16 protein-coding genes are annotated in these 18,083 nt (G+C 39.1%); 3 read left to right on the top strand and 13 right to left on the bottom strand.

Features of this window, described 5'->3' with window-relative positions; all coding sequences use genetic code 11:
* Positions 1 to 78: 78 nt before the first annotated feature.
* From BSO02S_RS03365 to BSO02S_RS03330, 8 genes are all read right to left on the bottom strand, one after another.
* On the bottom strand, positions 79 to 855 hold the full coding sequence (locus BSO02S_RS03365) for a sulfite exporter TauE/SafE family protein (RefSeq protein WP_066062417.1): 777 nt from the start codon (positions 853 to 855) through the stop codon (positions 79 to 81).
* A gap of 47 nt (positions 856 to 902) precedes the next feature.
* The gene (locus BSO02S_RS03360) at positions 903 to 2,030 is read right to left on the bottom strand and encodes an MBL fold metallo-hydrolase (protein ID WP_066062415.1); all 1,128 of its coding nucleotides are present in this window, start codon (positions 2,028 to 2,030) and stop codon (positions 903 to 905) included.
* Positions 2,031 to 2,077: 47 nt separating this feature from the next.
* A complete protein-coding gene (locus tag BSO02S_RS03355) occupies positions 2,078 to 2,653 on the bottom strand; it encodes a sulfurtransferase TusA family protein (protein WP_066062412.1) in 576 nt (191 codons plus the stop codon).
* Positions 2,654 to 2,721: 68 nt separating this feature from the next.
* Entirely contained in the window at positions 2,722 to 3,201 is a 480-nt protein-coding gene (locus BSO02S_RS03350; RefSeq protein WP_066062409.1) for a DsrE/DsrF/DrsH-like family protein, read from the bottom strand.
* 128 nt (positions 3,202 to 3,329) lie between these two features.
* Positions 3,330 to 3,590: a metal-sensitive transcriptional regulator gene (locus tag BSO02S_RS03345; protein ID WP_066062406.1), complete on the bottom strand. Its 261-nt coding sequence runs from the start codon at positions 3,588 to 3,590 to the stop codon at positions 3,330 to 3,332.
* A 192-nt stretch (positions 3,591 to 3,782) separates the two neighbouring features.
* Positions 3,783 to 4,547, bottom strand: coding sequence for a cobalamin-binding protein (locus tag BSO02S_RS03340; protein WP_066062403.1), 765 nt, complete (start codon positions 4,545 to 4,547; stop codon positions 3,783 to 3,785).
* A gap of 40 nt (positions 4,548 to 4,587) precedes the next feature.
* Positions 4,588 to 5,079, bottom strand: a complete 492-nt coding sequence (locus BSO02S_RS03335) for a branched-chain amino acid aminotransferase (RefSeq protein WP_066062400.1) — start codon at positions 5,077 to 5,079, stop codon at positions 4,588 to 4,590.
* A 119-nt stretch (positions 5,080 to 5,198) separates the two neighbouring features.
* Complete coding sequence (locus BSO02S_RS03330; RefSeq protein ID WP_066062397.1) at positions 5,199 to 6,740, bottom strand: DHA2 family efflux MFS transporter permease subunit; 1,542 nt, start codon at positions 6,738 to 6,740, stop codon at positions 5,199 to 5,201.
* Between the two features lie 183 nt (positions 6,741 to 6,923).
* Between BSO02S_RS03330 and BSO02S_RS03325 the strand changes: the two genes are divergently transcribed.
* A complete protein-coding gene (locus tag BSO02S_RS03325; RefSeq protein WP_066062394.1) occupies positions 6,924 to 7,835 on the top strand; it encodes a TetR/AcrR family transcriptional regulator in 912 nt (303 codons plus the stop codon).
* 76 nt (positions 7,836 to 7,911) lie between these two features.
* Here BSO02S_RS03325 and BSO02S_RS03320 read toward each other — a convergent pair whose 3' ends face one another.
* Positions 7,912 to 8,313, bottom strand: coding sequence for a hypothetical protein (locus BSO02S_RS03320; RefSeq protein WP_235846852.1), 402 nt, complete (start codon positions 8,311 to 8,313; stop codon positions 7,912 to 7,914).
* A gap of 162 nt (positions 8,314 to 8,475) precedes the next feature.
* Positions 8,476 to 8,955 (bottom strand): PaaI family thioesterase, encoded by a 480-nt coding sequence (locus BSO02S_RS03315; protein ID WP_066062390.1) that lies wholly within the window; start codon positions 8,953 to 8,955, stop codon positions 8,476 to 8,478.
* A gap of 89 nt (positions 8,956 to 9,044) precedes the next feature.
* On the opposite strand from BSO02S_RS03315, the gene pepF reads away from it, so the two are divergent.
* Together pepF and BSO02S_RS03305 are read left to right on the top strand one after the other, a co-directional pair.
* A complete protein-coding gene (gene pepF / locus BSO02S_RS03310; RefSeq protein ID WP_066062388.1) occupies positions 9,045 to 10,859 on the top strand; it encodes an oligoendopeptidase F in 1,815 nt (604 codons plus the stop codon).
* Between the two features lie 183 nt (positions 10,860 to 11,042).
* Complete coding sequence (locus tag BSO02S_RS03305) at positions 11,043 to 12,725, top strand: hypothetical protein (protein WP_066062385.1); 1,683 nt, start codon at positions 11,043 to 11,045, stop codon at positions 12,723 to 12,725.
* An 81-nt stretch (positions 12,726 to 12,806) separates the two neighbouring features.
* Here the strand turns inward: BSO02S_RS03305 and BSO02S_RS03300 are convergent, their stop codons facing one another.
* The 3 genes from BSO02S_RS03300 to BSO02S_RS03290 all read right to left on the bottom strand — a co-directional run bounded on the left by BSO02S_RS03300 (position 12,807) and on the right by BSO02S_RS03290 (position 18,028).
* The gene (locus BSO02S_RS03300; RefSeq protein WP_235846851.1) at positions 12,807 to 14,570 is read right to left on the bottom strand and encodes a bifunctional metallophosphatase/5'-nucleotidase; all 1,764 of its coding nucleotides are present in this window, start codon (positions 14,568 to 14,570) and stop codon (positions 12,807 to 12,809) included.
* 175 nt (positions 14,571 to 14,745) lie between these two features.
* The gene (locus BSO02S_RS03295) at positions 14,746 to 15,744 is read right to left on the bottom strand and encodes a VanW family protein (protein WP_066062382.1); all 999 of its coding nucleotides are present in this window, start codon (positions 15,742 to 15,744) and stop codon (positions 14,746 to 14,748) included.
* Positions 15,745 to 15,919: 175 nt separating this feature from the next.
* The gene (locus tag BSO02S_RS03290; RefSeq protein ID WP_066062379.1) at positions 15,920 to 18,028 is read right to left on the bottom strand and encodes a SpoIID/LytB domain-containing protein; all 2,109 of its coding nucleotides are present in this window, start codon (positions 18,026 to 18,028) and stop codon (positions 15,920 to 15,922) included.
* Positions 18,029 to 18,083 lie beyond the last annotated feature (55 nt).

Genomic DNA, 18,083 nt, shown 5'->3' with positions numbered 1-18,083 from the left:
AAAGAAATGAATATAAAGAAATAGCACCTCAAATTAGCCAATTAAGCTTTTTGAGGTGCTTTTCTATCATATTCCACATTATAAAATATCCATCCAAATCTTCACTGCTGTTGAAAAGATAAGGATTCCTAATACCACTTGCAATACCTTTGTATTTAATTTTTTCCCGATTTTCACTCCTAAAGGTGAAGCAATAAGGCTGGCAGCAACCATGATAAGGGAAGGTAACAATTCCACCTGTCCTGTTGAGAGCTTACCTACAGTGGTACCAATCGATGAAATGAAAGTGATTGCTAACGAAGAAGCAATCGTCATCCTTGTCGGTATCTTTAAGACAACAAGCATGATCGGGACTAATAAAAATGCCCCCCCTGCTCCAACAATTCCTGCTCCAACACCCACAATTAAGGCTAGGGCTGCAGCAATCCACTTATTAAATTTCACCTGTTCTAAAGAAATACCATCAATTCCTCTATTAGGAACAAACATCATGACAACAGCTATTAACGCTAGAATTCCATAAACGATATTAATTCCGCTTTCCGGCAAATGTGTGGAACCAAATCCACCCACAAAGCTTCCAATTAAAATACTTACACCCATGTAGCCTATTAACTTTTTATTTAAAAACCCGCCTTTTCGATAGGCCCAGACACCGCTAAGTGTTGCAAAGAAGACCTGTATTGCGGTAATACCCGATACTTCATGCGCTGTAAAATGCGCAACACCAAGAGCAGATGGAATTAAGAGCAGCATTGGGAAATTAATTATGGCACCACCGATTCCTAACATCCCTGAAATAAAGGAGCCGATAAAACCAATTATGAAAATAGTAACTATAAAAGCAATATCCATCATTTCCACCCCTATTAAAAAAGGAGCCCATTACGGCTCCCACTTATTTATCGAACGGCACATCGATTAGGGCCACTTTCCATTTCACGCTGTTTTTCAACATCCGGATTCATTTTTCCCATATTTGTTTCACGAATTTCTTGATAGGCATTTGGCTGTGGGGGCAGGTTTTCGGTAACCAATTTTTTGAACTCATGTTCGTCCTCAATATTTAATCCATGATTCTTTGCAAAAAGAGTACCTAATCGTTCTGACACACTGCCATCCGCGTTTAATTCATCAATCATCATAAAGTGAGCTGGCAGAACAATCAGTTCTGCTGATAATTCTCTGTAACGCTTGTAAAGACTATCTCTTAAATCACCAACCCAATCCCCTGCTAGGCCTGCAAGATCTGGACGACCAATCGAATCAATGAATAGGATATCTCCTGAAAGAAGGAATTTTCTATCGACCACAAAAGAAGTTGATCCAATCGTGTGCCCTGGTGAATACAGTGCATGAATGTTTATTGGAGCATTTCCTATTATTATATCATTCCCTGCTTCCAAAGGCTGGTACGGGAATGTTACTTCAAAGGCATCCTTTGGTGGAAGCCAATAGACCGCCTCGGTTTTTTCGGCGATATCACGTCCCCCAGAAATGTGATCGGCATGCAAATGTGTATCAAATACATGAGTAATTTTTGCACCAATGATGTCAGCGAAATCGAGGTAAATATCAGTCATCCTTGTCGCATCAATAATTGCTGCTTCACCATTTGATACAATCATGTAGGATAGGCATCCTTTACCAATCCGTACAAACTGATAAATTTCGCCCCCATCTTTTAAATTTCCCACCTTAACAGGTTCTAAATGTTCACTCCACGCTTTCATCCCACCTTGCAAATAAGAGACATTTAAACCTTCATCAGAAAGCATTTCGGCTACCATGACAGAGGATCCCTCTTTTGCACATACTACTAATACATCCATATCAGTAGGAATTTTATTTAAAATTTCATCGACTCCATCAAGTAAATCAAAGTAAGGGATATTAAGATACGCAAACTTTTCCCCTTCAATTTTCCAATCTAGAAAGGCACTTTTGTTACGAACATCTAAAATGAATAATGCTTCCTTATTAAAAACCTTTTTCGTTACCTCTTTTGAAGTCATAGCCTTAATAGACATCTTTAATTTACCCCCTGCGGTATATAATATTTCAAAAAAATAATTGATTAGTTGTTTAATCGATTGCTTTTGCCTGTCCATTCGCACATGCCTGGAACTACATTAATGACTTTCGTAAAACCATTTTCCGCTAACTTTTGTGCGGCAAAATCGCTGCGATTGCCGGTACGGCATACCACAAAAATCTCATCTTCTTTGTTTAATTCATTTAAACGCTTTTCCAATTCACCTAATGGAATTGAAATGGCTTGGGGAATGTGATGGAATAGATATTCCGCTTCCTCTCTAACATCAAGAACCACAATGTTTTCATTCGAAGCTAATCGCTGATCAAGCTCTTCATTTGTACTCAAATTCTGGTGTTTTCTTTCAGAAGCTTCCTCATTTGATAATTTTCTTAAGTAATGCTTTAACACATCGCCTTCTTCAATAGTGCCTAAATATTGATGCCCAGTACTCCCGGCCCAAGCTTTCATATCTGCTTTTGAACCTTTATCTGTTGCTTGGACTTCTATGACTTGACCTGCTTCTAAACCATTCATTGCTTTTTTAGTCTTCACAATCGGCATTGGACAAGCCAAACCCTTCGCATCCAATACTAAATTAGTTTTTATTGTTGTCATCATTATTCCTCCTTAATTTACCCGGTGGGGTATATTTATATTTATAAAAAAAGGTTCCTATTAAACTATTAAATAAATAAGTTAACATTTCCATCTTCGGCATCCGCTAAATATGCGGCAACCCCTGCGTATTCAATGTTATCCAACAACTCTTCTTGCTGAAGCCCTAAAAGATCCATTGTCATTGTACATGCCACTAGTTTAATATCTTGTTCCTGAGCCAATGCTATTAATTGTGGAAGGGTCATTGCATTGTGCTTCTTGATCACATTTTTAATTAATTTTGGGCCAATTCCGGCATAGTTCATTTTTGAAATTCCCATTTTATCTGCGCCTCTGGGCATCATTTTACCAAACATTTTTTCTAAGAACCCTTTTTTAGTTGAGATATTATCATCTTTTCGTAAGGCATTTAATCCCCAAAAGGTATGAAAAATGGTTACCTCGTGATCATAGGCAGCTGCCCCATTAGCAATAATGTATGCCGCCATTGCTTTATCATAATCGCCGCTAAATAATACGATTGTTGTTTTTTTAGTTTCTGTCATCTATTTTCCTCCTAGAGGTATTTGTATTTTCACATATACCCGTATAGGTATTTATTTTTCTAAAAAATTTACCCCTACGGGTATATTACTAAACAAATAAAAGTATGTCAACCTTGTTAATTTTTTATTTATCTACTCTTCACGAGCAGGTTAACAGCTTCTTTTATTAATTCATTTGTTTTTTCTCCGTCTTTATCAGCTTCGAGAACACATTCAACTAAATTCGAACTCACGATTACACCCATTGTCCTGTCCACAGCGGATCGAACAGCGGACAATTGTGTAATTACCTCTCGACAATCTTTATTGTCTTCCATCATTTTCAAAATCCCCCGCAACTGGCCTTCCATTCGTTTCACTCTATTTTTAATTTGATTATTGTATTCCATATGAAAAAAGTCTCCTTTATTGGCTTTTGATTGTTTTCATATCTAATGATACGAATAATAATATACCCTCGTCCGTATTATTGTCAAATTAGCCAGATGACATGCAAAAAGCAGTGATAGCACTGCTTTTAAAAGGGAAGAATAGTTTAAATTGTTAGTTTACATTGCTAACTTTCAAGAAGAGGCTTAGTATCAATGAATCAAATCAACTAATTTTTCTAATCCATCAAGTAGTCTTGGGGATGGCCGGCAATAAAGTTCTTCCTCTAATATGAGAATCTGGTCATCGCTTCCGTAATTTAGCTTTTCAAAGCCGGGGCGTTTCTTAACAATGCTTTTCTGAACTTTTTCTTTTCTTACTCCGACCCATGCGAGGCAAATAAAATCAGGTTTTCGGATTAGCACATCCTCCCAGTCCGTTTGAACACTTGCTAATTCCACATCCTGAAAAACGTTGAGGGCTCCAGCTGCTTCGGAGATTTCAGTCAGCCAATTAATTTTTCCCGGTGTAAAAATCGGCTTTGGCCACCACTCCCAGTACAATGTTGGTCGATTATAACTATTTGCACCTCTTTGTTTCACATTCTCAAGCCTGGAACGAAATTGCTCAGCAACTTCCACTCCCCGTGCTGGCTGCCCAAGTAGATTGGCAGTAGATATTAAGTCATGCTCAATATCATTTAGAGATTGGGGATTCAAAACGATATGAGGAATTCCCCGTTCCTTTAATGCCAAAACGTTTTTTTCCATTCCCGGTACACTTAATGAAGCCAACACCATGTCCGGACGTAATTGTTCCACAAGGTCCATATTGATAGATAAATCCGGTCCTAGCTTTGGCAGACTGTTTATGGATGCAGGCCAATCAGAAAAATCATCGACGCCCACCAATAGATGTGTCAGACCCAGGTATTCCATGACTTCCGTATTGCTTGGGCATAACGATATAACTCTCAAACCCTCACCTCTCCCTGTTTTTTCTCTAAATCAAACCAGTTTAATTACTGGTTTGATGTTTGTTTTCTTCGACCGCTTCAACAAGTTTAAATAGAAAATGATAAATTAATTGGAAGGCTTCACCTATCGTTATGTCCTCCTGAAACCCTTCCGTATAATTCAATGCAAAATTCAAATTCCACAAACCGTCGTCATGACTAAACATTAAATCGAATTTCGCTTCATCACCGTTTAAGTTCGCATTTAAAAATTCCTTAATGGATTTCTCATATTTCTTCTGCAGCTTTAAACCTAACATCACGTCATAGGTACCGAATACATCATCTGCCTCAACCGATACTGCCTCCACACGAATCCCCTCAAACCAATGTGACTCCAAATAGATAAATTCATTCTTCTGTTTCTTTAAATAGTCAAGCGGTTGTGTTAAAAATAAAGATGATTCATTCCTAATCATATTTTCTGTTTCTTTATCACAGCGTTCAATATACGCATCTTCAAACCGATTGCTGGAATCCTTCTCCTGTATCATGGTAATAATCCTCCTATAATAGTTTCCTCATTATAATATTGAGTATTTTTTCAAAAAAAGCAAATCTTAGTCTCCAAAAAAAATAGGGACGACCATAATAGTCGCCCCTAGATTGATCATTAATTTTCAGCTAATTTAGCTTTCATCTTTTTTTCTGAGGCTGGTTTGGCTTCGCCTGGATCTTCTGCTTGTTTTGCCCGTTTAATAAATAAAGCAAGAACCAAAGCAAGTCCCGCGATAAAGACACTCACATAGAAAGCATCATTGATACCTTCTAACATCGCCTTCATTTGAATTTCTTGTTGCATTTTCAATTGCATGGCTTCAGTTAACACTGGTGGCGGATTAGTAATATGCTGCTTTGCGGCTGCAACGATCTCCGCCGCATGTGTTTTCGCACGAGTTGTCATCACCGTTACCAACAAGGCCGTACCAATGGCGCCGGATACCTGCGACATCGTATTGTTCATCGCCGTACCGTGGGGATAAAAGCGCGCTGGTAATTGGTTTAAACCGTTAGTCGTAACCGGCATGTTGACCATTGACATACCAAACATCCGCAAAGAGTATAAAATAATTAAGTGGGTGTAGGTGGTTTCAAGTGTTAGTCTACTGAATAAATAACTTGTTACCACTGTAATCGTTAAGCCAATGATGGCTAACGCCCTTCCACCGAATTTATCAAATAGTTTTCCGGTAATCGGCATCATGATGGCCATTAATATTGCACCTGGCAACAGCATTAAGCCCGCATCCATTGGTGAAATCCCGCGAATCGTTTGAACATAAATCGGCAGGAGAAGCATCCCTGAAAACATCGCCATTGTAACAACCATCGAAATAGCCGATGATAAAGCAAACATTGGGTATTTATAAATCCTAAAGTTTAGCATTGGCCGTTCTTGTTTAAATTGACGAAGTATAAATGTTAACAATGAAATGACCCCAACAGCAAGTGTTCCATATACTTGCGGACTATCCCAGCCTTCCTTACCAGCTGTACTAAATCCATATAGTATTCCGCCGAAACCTATACTTGATAAAATCACAGATAGGAAATCAAGACGGATATCAACTTTATCCTTTTTATCTTTAAGTAAGAAAAAGCCTAGCAAAATGACGGCAATTGCAATTGGTGTGACGAAATGGAAGAGCATTCTCCAGTCATAATGTTCAATAATCCAGCCAGATAAAGTTGGTCCAATCGCTGGAGCAAACATGAGTACTAAACCGAAAACCCCCATCGCCATGCCACGTTTCTCTACCGGAAAGCTTGTTAACATAACATTCATTAACAACGGCATCATAATCGCTGAACCCGAAGCCTGAGTCATCCGACCTGTTAACAAAAGTGGAAAGGCATGAGCAAAGCCTGCTAAGACAGTACCAATTGTAAATAAAATCATAGCAGCTAAAAATAGTTGTTTAACTGAAAACTTTTGTATTAAAAATGCCGAAATCGGAATCAGAATTCCGTTTACTAACATAAATCCTGTCGTCAGCCATTGAACAGTGGATGCTTCAATATTTAAGTCCTTCATAATTGACGGCAGTGCGATATTTAGTAAAGTATTATTTAAAAATGCAATAAAAGCTCCAACCATTAGGACGGCAATAATTCCGTACGGTGGACGATTGGTCTTTTTTATGGTTTGATCCATTTAATTTCCCCCTATAATATTGGTTCATTTTTTTATACCCCTGTTTCACACTTACATAATAATATACTGTCAGTTCAATTTTTGCAATCTAAAAATCTGCCAAATTTATAGGTTTGTCATGAGGCTTGAAATAAGGTAGTATATTTTTATACAGGTAGTACAATTTGAATTAAAGGTGATTATATGTACAACCGGAAACAAAATGTAATCAAGATGGCTCATCAATTATTTATCGAAAAAGGTTTTCAAGCAACGTCCATTCAGGATATTTTGGATTATAGCGGTATTTCAAAGGGAACATTTTATAATTACTTTTCGTCAAAAAGTGAGTTATTAATCGCTATTTATAAAACAATTTATAAAAAGCTTGAAAAGGACCGTAATGATTTACTACTTGGGCAAGATCCAGCAAATATCGAGATATTCATGAAACAATTAGAAATGCAAATGATTTCAAATAGAAAAAATAAGTTGATTATTTTATATGAAGAAGTCATGTCTACAAATGATGTCGACCTTAAACAATACGTCCAACGCACTCGTTTAGGTTCGCTTCGCTGGTATTACGGCCGGTTCATCGATATCTTCGGTGAGGATAAGAAACCATACCTGCTGGATTGCGCAATCATGTTTCAAGGGCTCCTGCAGCATAATCTTCAATATAATCGAATGGCCAATAAATCCAGTGAAAAAATTAACCAAGTCATCCGTTATAGCGTGGGGCGTTTGGTCAAAATGGTTAACGAGGTATCAGGATCTGGTGAGCAACTGCATGAACCTGAGCTTTTGGAAAAATGGCTGCCTGGCTGTCAGAAAAACGATTTTGGTTTTAAAAACCAACTTCTTCATCATTCTGTAACGTTGAGAAAAGCGATAACGAAGAATATACATGATGAAGGAGAACAAGAGAAATATATAGAACTGTTAGAATTTATCCAAGATGAATTATTGCATACAAGTATGCCGCGTAAATTTCTAATTGAAAGTACTCTCTCAACTCTTAAAGGCAGTGCTGTTTGTGAAAAGGAACACCGGCAGTTAGAAGAGCTGGTTGACACTTATTTTAAGCAAACCGAGGAAAGAGAGACAACATGAATTTTACCCCTAATCTATTTAATTAGGGGCTTTTTTTATTTATTTTTTTCCCATGTTGATTTCCTAGTGCCTTTATCTATGTATCTTCTACACTTTTTAATAATGCTTGCTGAACATCCCAAATGATGAAATGGCTTGTGTATTGCCTTGTCTCGACAATTGCCTCTTTACCGTCTTTACTAAAAATTAAACCTGACCCCATTTGTTCTTCATAGATCCAACCTTGTGATTTCATAAATCCCTTAACCACATCATATCGGCGATCCCCGGTATTTATCGATAAATACCTGCTGCGTTTTTCTGTTTGTGAGAATTGTACATATTCAGAATCAGAAAACTGAAGCTTCAAGGCAGAATTAATTATGGGAAGTGGGTTCCCTTCCTGAAATAAAACAGATCCGAATGAGCAAATAATCATACTAGATCCTAATGCGAAAACAATAATTAAGGTAATAAATGTTTTTTGCATCTTCCCCATGCGTTCCCTCCCGCTACAACCATTCATATCTATTTAGACGGCTCAAGGTTGGTTTTTGTTTCAAAATGGGATATTTCAGTTTAATTACAAAAAATATACCAATCATACATGAAAAAAATCCACTTTCTAAAGTAAAGTGGATTTTTTCTACTAAATTACTCTTTATTTAAAAAAAGAACTAGGCATGACGACAGCAACGACTTCTCCTCGAGCACAAAGAACATCATTGGCATAGACTTCAGTCTCTACCTTAAATTTTTTCGGGTGAATCTCATGAACAGTTCCAATCGCCTTTAAAGGTACACCATGTGGAGTAGGCTTGAGAAAATTCACATTTAAAGAAGCGGTAACAAACCGAGGCGGCTCTGCCCCATCACCAGGTTCATGGCCATTTTTTCGGTGCAGCGTCAATGCTGCAGAACCTGTCCCGTGGCAGTCAATTAACGAAGCAACAAGCCCGCCATAGACAAAACCTGGTAATGCAAGATGTGCTTGTTCAGGTGTATAAATTGTCACCGTTTGCTTCCCTTGCCAGCCGGTTCGAAAATGATGGCCCTCTTCATTCAATCGCCCGCAGCCATAACACCAGGCAAAATCATCAGGATACTCATCTTGAATTGCTTTCACTAAAATCTCTTCCAATCATCTCTCCCCCTTTATCAGAAAAGTATAACATATTTAAATTATATGATAAAATTTAGTAGAACGAAAGATTTTGAGGAGGAGTTTGGATGGAAAAAACAGTTGAAAAACGGCTTGCCCGCTCGGAGGTCCCTAAGGAGCAGACATGGAATCTGGATAATTTATTTGTGTCTGAAGAAGCTTGGAAAGCTGAATTAAAGGTAATTGAAAAAGAAATAGCGCAGTTTCATCGGTTTAAAGATACATTACATAGTGGTTCGACGGCTTTATTAGATTGCTTAAGCGCACAAGAACAGTTGTTGATGAGAATTATTAAGGCCGGGACGTTTGCCAGCTTAAAACAATCGGCTGATGGAACAGATCCAGTTAACCAAGCCAATTCAGCCAAATTCTCAAGCCTAAGAACAAAGGGCATCGCTGCTTTATCGTTCATTGATTCTGAAATCCTTGCCCTTGAAGAAGGAACCATTGAAAGGTATTTACAGGAAGAACCTAAGCTTGGCGCATTCCGAAAAACTCTAATTGAACTGCTTGAAACGAAAAAACATAAGCTGTCACCTGAAACAGAAGAGGCACTTGCTGCACTGGGCGAGTTACAAGGAGCACCCTATCAAATTTATCAAATGGCCAAATTAGCAGATATGGAATTCGATCCAATTCATGATGCGAAAGGAAACGAATTGCCTGTTTCGTTTGCCTTATTTGAGAACCGCTACGAGTTTTCACCCGATACAGATGTGCGCAGAAAAGCGTATCAGTCTTTCGTTTCCACCCTTAAGCAATATAAAAATACAGTGGCGGCAACGTATGCCACAGAGGTGAAAAAGCAAATTACCTTTGCACGCTTACGCAACTATGAGTCCGTCACACAAATGCTTTTGGAACCACAACAGGTGACATTAGAAATGTACAACAATCAAATTGACACCATTTTTAAAGAATTGGCTCCACATATGCGCCGCTTTGCCCAATTAAAGAAAAAGGCCTTAGGCCTTGATCGGATGCTTTTCTGTGATTTGAAGGCACCTTTGGATCCTGATTTCAATCCGTCAACAACTTACGATGAAGCTAGCCAAGTAATCTTGGATTCTTTAAAAATAATGGGACCTGAGTACTGTGAAATCATTGAAAAAGGTTTTAAGGAAAGATGGGTTGACCTAGCAGATAATGTTGGGAAATCAACGGGCGCTTTCTGTTCCAGCCCCTATGGTTCACACCCATACATTCTTATCACCTGGCAGGATAATATGCGCGGTGCCTTCACCTTGGCCCATGAATTTGGCCACGCAGGACATTTTTATTTAGCGAATAAAAATCAGCGGGTCATGAATGTCCGCCCATCGATGTATTTTATCGAAGCCCCTTCGACGATGAATGAAATGTTATTAGGCCAGCATTTACTTGCTAAGCATGAAGATAAGCAAATGCGCCGCTGGGTAGTTTTACAGCTGCTGGGAACTTACTATCATAATTTTGTCACACACTTGCTTGAGGCTGAATATCAGCGCAGAGTATATTCTCTAGCAGAGGATGGAAAAGCTCTCACTGCCAAGACCTTAACTGAAGTAACTGGCGCGGTTCTCTCCGAATTCTGGGGAGACACGGTTGAAATCGATGAAGGTGCATGTCTTACTTGGATGCGTCAGCCTCACTATTATATGGGCTTATATCCATACACCTATTCCGCTGGATTAACAGCCTCCACAGCTGTTGCGCAAATGATTCAGGAAGAAGGCCAACCAGCCGTTGATAGATGGCTTGACGTCCTTCGTGCAGGTGGAACGATGAAGCCACTTGAACTGTTAAAACATGCTGGTGTAGATATGTCAAAACCAGAGCCAATCCTTAATGCAGTCTCCTATGTCGGTTCACTGATTGACGAACTAGAACGTTCTTATGAATAACTAAAGAAATAAACAGTGCCTGACACCCATCAACAAGGTGTCAGGCACTGTTTTTCGTTTTCACCTTTTTTTCTACTAGATTGGACCATAAGCCAAATGCCCTTTTAAAATGAAACCTTTCTGCCAGGCTATCCGTATACCTACAGAACAAAAGGAAAATCACTGTTGAAAAGGGGATCATTTATGGGGAATATTTTTCTATTTACGCTGATTATTGGAGTAGCCTCTGCACTTCTTCTAGTCCCTATTTATAAAAACGAGGAGTTAACTAAAAAAGAGGGAAAAAATCTAAAAATGGGAGTCATTATTGCGGTAGCCGTTATTCTCATGCCGACTGTCTTTGCATTCTACTATTTTGGTAATTTTGACAGAAATCTATCTTCTTTATGGCCGTTAGCCATCCTTCTTACCGGAGGAGGAACCGTCCTTGCGACTGGCAGGGAAAGGAAAATTAAAATCCTTCTATTAATTGCAAGTCTCTTCCTGGGAGGTTATTTTCTTACTGCCTTTCTATTCAATGCGAATGAAAAATATGAAATCACAAAAATGGATGAAAAAGTGGAAATTAAGACTTTTGATGAGAAAGAAACACCGGCAAGTGTTCCACCACAGTTTGCACGCAACAAGATGAAAAAGGCATTTGGTCAAGTCCCAAACACAAGCTATTACGAGCTTGGAAATCTGCAAATTCAAAAGGTAAACGGGGAATATGTTTATATTGCACCAGTGGAATTCTCAGGGTTTTTCAAATGGTGGAAAGGCAGTCAGACACCGGGCTTCTTTTCATTAAGTGCAACCGATTCTTCTGCAAATCCGAAATTCATCAAGGCGGAAATGGTTTATACCCCTTCCTCTTTTTTTAATAAAAATATTGAGCGCCATATTCGGATGCACTATCCAAAGAAAATATTCTATGGTGATGTTCAGTTAGAGGTGGATGAGAATGGAAATCCCTTTTACATCCGTTCCTACGGTGAGTTTATTTCGGCACGGAATGGTTTTATGGCTAAAGGGATTGTGATCGTAGATTCTAAGAGTGGTGCAACGAAGGAATATCCTTTAGCTGATGTCCCCAATTATATTGATGGGGCCGTATCGCCTGAAGCCGTTAGTTTGCAAAACAGCTACTTCGGGAACTTTGTCCATGGATTTTGGAATAGTAAATTCGGAAAATCTGACGTTAGACTCCCTTCAGATGAAGGAACAGAAGCAAATGTAAGTCCGATTTTTGATGAAAAAGGCGAAATGTATTATTTCACTGATTTCACCAGTCCTAAGGAAGGCGTGGACTCGATGCTCGGTTACTCATTGACCAACTCGAGAACCGGAAAAGCAACCTTTTATACTGGAAACCCCGAGCAATCCTACATGGATTCACAGGGTGCCTTGCAGATTATTGAAAAGAAATTCATTGAAAAGAAATGGCATGGGCAGATGGCGATTCTTTATAACTTTTACGGAGAAGCAAGCTGGTTAACCCCTGTCATGGATTCTAACGGCTTTCTGCAAAATTACTTCATTGTATCTGCTGCCAATCCGGAAATTTCAGTATATGGAGCAACCCCAAATGAAGCCCTAAGACAATATAAAACGGCCTTGCAACGGGGCAAAGGCACTGTCGATGGCAGTTCAAAAGCCGAAGAAAAATTAATAACGGGAACGGTCCTAAGAGTTTATAAGGAAAAGTCCGGAGATTCTACTGTTGTATCCTTTCTATTGGACAACCGCCAAAGCTATATTATTTCTTCCGAAAAAGCCCCAATGGCCATTTATCTGAAGGAAGGAGATAAAGTAAGCGTTCACTACTTAGTAACAGGCGAGGATTTCCTGCCCGCGAAAGACCTAGTCATTGAAGGTCTGGAATAAAATCATGATTTCCTGTACACCTAAGAGCATAGGGGCTATGATATCGACATCATAGCCCTTTGTAAATTTTTTAATTCACTTCTACTGAACTTTTTGTATTCTATTTTGAAGAGTATAAGTAAACGGTTTAGGTTGGCTAGAAATATAATTGACTAAAGCATCTAGATCAACAGGACCGACTTCTTTGTTTTGAGCCTTTGTAAATACAGTAAATCCATCGCCGCCACCCGATAGGAAGATATTTGCTGTTACTGAATAGGACTTCTTCAGATCGATTTCTGTTCTATCAGGAAGCTTAATGCTTACAACTCTGTCTCCAACAGCTTTGCTTGGGTCCCATGTGTAGCTGAACCCGGAAATTTGCAGCATTTGCGTTTTATCTCCCCATTGCTGGTTAAGTACGTCACGAATTTGCTGTCCCGTCATCGTCATTTTGATCATTTCATTATTAAATGGTTGAACAGTATATGCTTCACCCCAGGTAATCTCTCCTGCGTCGATATCGGCTCTTATCCCGCCCGGATTTGTTATAGCAAAATCAGTATTCATTTCCTTCCTTTGTGCGTCGGCAATCAGGTCCCCCATAACGGATTCTCCGCTGTCATTTTGTTTCGCCGTTAATTCACCGGATGTAGAGCCAATCACACGGTTAATAATTGGGGCAACTTTTGACTCATAGCCTTCAATCATTTTCTTAATTTCCGGGTCCGGCTCGACTCCCTCTTGAAACGTAGAAACGATTTCTGCTCTCTTAGAGACAATATCCTTTGTTTTAGGATCAATTTCGATATCGACATCCGCAAATGCAGTACCGTAGGAATAAGCTTGGACAATTAGTTTATTATTAACTGTGGCATTCATATAAGCATGATTATGAGCGCCAAAAATGATATCCACTTCGTTGTCCACTCGATTGGCGATATCCACCAGTTGGCCTTGCGGGTTTTCACCATTAGGGCCAGAGGTACCTGGGTTATGTGCTAAGATAACAATCGATCTAACCCCTTGTTTTTTCAACTCGGCCACATTTCGATTAATCGCTTCCACTTCATCGGTGAATTTTAATCCCGCGACACCGCTCGGCACCACTACTGTTGGCGTTTCCGTTGTCACTACACCGATAAAGCCGATTGGCATTCCATTTACTTTTATCACTTTATAGGGCGGTAAAATGGTTTTTCCCGTTTTTTCGTCAACCACATTTGCAACAATCCATGGGAATTTAGATCCAGCAAAATTGCCTGTTTTCGGATGTGTCCCCCCATGGATGAGGCGAAGAAGCTCATTAACGCCTTCATCAAACTCGTGATTTCCAACCGTACCAATGTCAAAGCCCATTCTATTTAGGAATTCAATTGTTGGTTCATCCTGTAATAGCGCTGAAACGGGCGGGCTGGCCCCAATCATATCTCCCGCCTGGACGAGAAGTGTGTTCTTGTTCTCTGCAGCTCTTTGTTTTAAATAAGTTGCCAAATAGTCCGCTCGTCCTGCAGGCTTCCCGTTAACTTTACGTGTCACATTTAATTGTCCATGCAGATCGTTAATTCCTAAAAGCTGAACCTGTTTAAATCGCTGATTAGGTGCAGGTGGTTTCGCCTTTTTCTGTTTTACTTCCGGGCGGTTTGGTACAAAATCATGATACGGTTCTGATAAACCTTGATTCCCCTGATTCGGCGGTCTCTGTCTGCTCACCTCCACATCCTCTATTTGTGATGTTGGACTAACGTTTAAGACTTTCGTTAAATTTTGATCTTCTAGAATACGAGCAGAAACATCTGTGCTTTCCATCCATCCCAATATGGGAAAGATAAGAAAGGAAAGAAACACCCTTTTAACCCATTTCATGCAATTCCTCCTACTATTTTCTATTAAGCCAAAGGTATTTTTCGCTTTGAAGGAATGGATTATACATAGTTTCCGTTTCAGTAGAACATAAATAACCCACCAAAAGTCTCAACTCAATCGTTGAATACCTTCTAGTGGGTTTTTGGTGTCAGGCACCATGGGTGCCTGACACCCGTTAATTTTTTGCGATTAGGCTTTGATAGGCTGCTGATGTCCGAACTTCGACGGTTAAGGTCCCTTTGCGGTAGATGGTTCTTATTGTAAATGGGACGCCAGTTGTATTTTTAAATTGAAAGTCGGGTCCACCATAGGAGACCGTTGCATCCCGTCCTGCCGGTACATAGCCAACAGACAAAGAATGGTGATGCTTCTCTATATAACTTACACCTATTTTGTCAACCGCATTGAACAAGGTTGACGAGGTTTGGCAAATTCCCCCACCAATCCCGTCGACCAATTGTTTGTTTACAATTTCCTTCGCTTTTTGATATCCATGTTCCGCATCACTTGGCCCTACTGTCGTGTTAAAGGAGAAGATATCCCCGGTCCCAACAATGATATGATTAATGGACTGTGCTGATAATTCAATATTTTTCGACCGTCCCGTGACCCCGCTATTAAATCTTGTTGTAAAACTTGCGACAACCACTTCACCCAATTGAGCAACATCTTCAGGCCTATAGCCGCTCTCGGTTATATACAAAGGCAGTTCAATGTCACCGCCGACTACCGAAGCTGCCAGCACCTTTTCAACTAACTCTGATTCCTCCAAGATGATTTTGGGTTTTCCTTTCTTGATATGACCATTGGCTTCAATTTTATCCAAAGTCATTCTCTGATCATATCCTGGTGTAGCTGCTGTTCCCCTAGCCAGCTCCTTTGCCCACTGTTCAAGTTCCTTTTTGTATGCCTCTATATCTGTTTCAAACCCCATATCCACTGGCATGAAGGTTTTTATAATATTTTTCGTATTTGGATCGACAACATTTACGACAACTGGTTCCTTTACTTCTTCCTTTATAGGTTCTTCTGGTGGTTGTTTATCAGGCTGATTATGTTGTTCAGTTGCTTTTTCTTCATGTGCCCTCTCTTTTTCCGTCTTTTGAGTGCATCCCGCCAATCCTATTAAACTTCCAATTAATACAATGGTAATCACCCATGTCCGCTTCGCCATTTTTACTAACTTCTCCTCTTATCGATATTCTTGTGTGTCATGCAAAACACAACTGGATACCCCCAGAGAAATCACAACACCCCCCTATCCTATTCTGTTCAACCTGTCTATATTACTGGAATATTCCATACATTTTACATTTTTCCATAAAAAAAAGGCAGAAAGTCTCTGCCTTTTAATTTATATAGGTTTTTGAAACATAACCAGTCTTATTACCGAATTTAATTTTATACCATGTGCCGGTTGTTGAGACAATGGTAACGGTTTGATTTTTCTTTAATGTACCAATTACCTTACTTTTTGTTGAAGCAGTAACGCGTACATTTAGACGTGATGCTTTAACTTTTCCTGTTTTAGTTTTGACCGCTTTTTTTACAGTAAAAACCGTGGAAATGGTCGAACGATTATTACTAGTATCTACGGCCGAAATCGCGACGGAATATGTCCCGTTTACACACTTAGTGGTGCTATATTCTTGTTTGAGTGTGCCCGCTTTTGTTAAAACATCCCTTTTTAGGTAAGAAAGAATTTTACCTTTACTGTCCTTAATAGTAACGGTTACTTTTGCCGTCTCATTGGTGTTAAAGGATATGTTTGCTTTATTTTTCTTGTTATCAACACTTACTTTCACTCCACTTATTTTTGGAGCAGTCTCGTCTTTTACTTGGACGGTTTTTTTCACTTCAAAAGATGGCAGTGTCGAAGATCTGTTCTTACTCTCATCGATTGTAATAATTCCTGCGTAATATTTTCCGTTGGATAGGGAAGAAATACTGTATTCCTTTGTAACCGTACCAGCCTTTGTAAAATTATCTTTTGAAAGATAGGTTAGAATAATACCATTGCTGTCTTTAATATATACGGTTTCATCTGCCGGCTCGTTAATGTTAAAAGAAATGACTGCTATTCCTTTTGTGTTATCGACACTTATTTTTACCCCGCTAATGTTGGGTGCGGTAGTATCTGTTTTAGCTGCAGAGTCCATTTCATATTCAGAAGATGCCTGGACAATTACTGGTTTCCTATCGCCATAGTCTTTAACAATAGTTGCACCATCATAATAAAAGCCTAAAATTTCATTGTATTTTTGCTTACCAACTTCCGCACGATTTTGCGCACCCCATTGGCTTAAACCGACACCATGACCATCACCGAATCCGGAAACGGTAATGGTCTCTTTTGTCTCCATTATATTCGAGACCAGGTAGCTTAACATGGCGCGAATACCAACCATAGCCCGTACCTTTGACGCATCTGTATTTTTATACTCTAATTTTTGTGGAATAAAAGCTCCATTATTGTCGACTTTATCCATTACAATAAATTCAACCTTGATATCCCCTTTTGAGACACGGCCACCTGAGGTTGGTGTGTGTAGCTTTAATACAGGAATAGCAGTTATTTTAATTTCTTTTCCACTATAACCATGTGCTGCCATCCATGTTTTTATCGCATTAGTTATAGCCGTATCGTTTTCTTTCATTTGATTCCAGGTTAAATTTACAGGGGCAAATTGTTGTTTTTTAACGGAAAATTGCCAGGTAGTTTTAGGGTCAAATGGATCTTCTTTAATGATAAAGTAGGGGACAGGTGTGGTGCCCCAAATATTTGCATTTGATTCTGTCTTTCCACCGTTACTTGCAGAGAAAACAGCACTGATTAATCCACCATTTGCCTTTAAAACTTCACCTTTTGTTTCATCGACAGCTGCTGTGCTGTTCGGCTGCCAACTGTAGCCGCCATATACTTGATAATTAATCGTATCGTTAATGATTTTGGATTGGTATGTTGAGGCATACGTTCTAGCGGCTACCGCTTGCGCTTTTAACGCTTCACGGTTCCAACCGGAAAACATTTCTGAGGGTACAACACCTTTTAGATAATCTTCCATGAAAACTTCATTTATTGGCCGGACATACTTTTCATTTTCTGGGACAAATTGAAAGCTACCTAAATAATTGCGGTTATTAATAGAAAGAAGGTTTGTTTCGACTAAGGGCAAGAGATTTAAGGTTTCTTCTGTTACTAATGTTGTTGCGCCTTCTATCAGCGATATTTTTTTATTATCATATTTCATAATATAAGATTTTCCGCTTGTTAAACGGATATTCGCTTGCTCAACTTGATAATCACCTGTTGGTATAATCGTTAACTGTGTTTGATTTCCAATATAGTTAACTAGCTGCACATGAACTGTGGGTTCTATTTTTTCTGCCGACACAGCTGTTATTATTAGGTTAAATAATAATAAAAAGGAAAGTAACCCGGCTCCTAATTTTTTCAAAATCATTCTCCATTCCTTTAAGGTTGAGTGCGTATATAAAAATAATACTTGATTA

The organism is Neobacillus soli NBRC 102451 (genome assembly GCF_001591665.1).
GTDB classification, from domain to species: domain Bacteria; phylum Bacillota; class Bacilli; order Bacillales; family Cytobacillaceae; genus Neobacillus; species Neobacillus soli.
This window is presented reverse-complemented; position numbering and strand designations above follow the sequence as displayed.